Source organism: Oleiphilus sp. HI0080 (genome assembly GCF_001635135.1).
In genome coordinates, this window is record NZ_LWFU01000193.1 from 1 (window position 1) to 569 (window position 569).

At 47.6% G+C, this 569-nt stretch carries 2 pseudogenes; one reads left to right on the plus strand and one right to left on the minus strand.

Going from position 1 to position 569, the window contains the following annotated elements:
* Positions 1–261, plus strand: a pseudogene (locus A3751_RS22510) (FAD-binding oxidoreductase); the annotation flags it as partial.
* Between the two features lie 79 nt (positions 262–340).
* Here A3751_RS22510 and A3751_RS02075 read toward each other — a convergent pair.
* Positions 341–569, minus strand: a pseudogene (locus tag A3751_RS02075) (glutamine synthetase); the annotation flags it as partial.

The window sequence follows — 569 nt, forward strand, 5'->3', positions numbered from 1 at the left end:
TTATTAACGATGAACCGCCTCCCCCAGTTTGGCCGCATTAATAACTCGATTTACTATGCACAAGGTTACAGTGGGCATGGCGTAACAACCACCCACCTAGCCGGTAAGCTAATTGGTGAAGTCGTGAAAGGTCAGGCTGAACGGTTTGATGCATTTGCGTCACTCAGACACATGCCTTTTCCTGGCGGACAAATGTTTAGAGTGCCCTATACGGCAATCGGCGCGTTTTACTACGGCCTGCGCGACAAAATGGGAATATAAAATACAGCGAAGCGCTTACAAAAAAGCCGATGCTGTCTGCATCGGCTTTTCACATTATCAAAGGCTTAAGTTTAAGTTCCTAGACATTGGGTAGAATAAGCGCATATTCCATCGGCGTTATTTGCTGCTCAAAAAGATAGACATTTCGCCACTTCACTTCCTGATAGACCTCAACAAAGCGCTTACCGAACCATTTCGCAACACGTTCGTCATTGGCCATCGCGCGCAATGAATCTCGCTGATTATCCGGAACACGTGGGGCATCGGTTTCATAACCATTGCCTACCGTCCTAGCAGGCGGACTCATC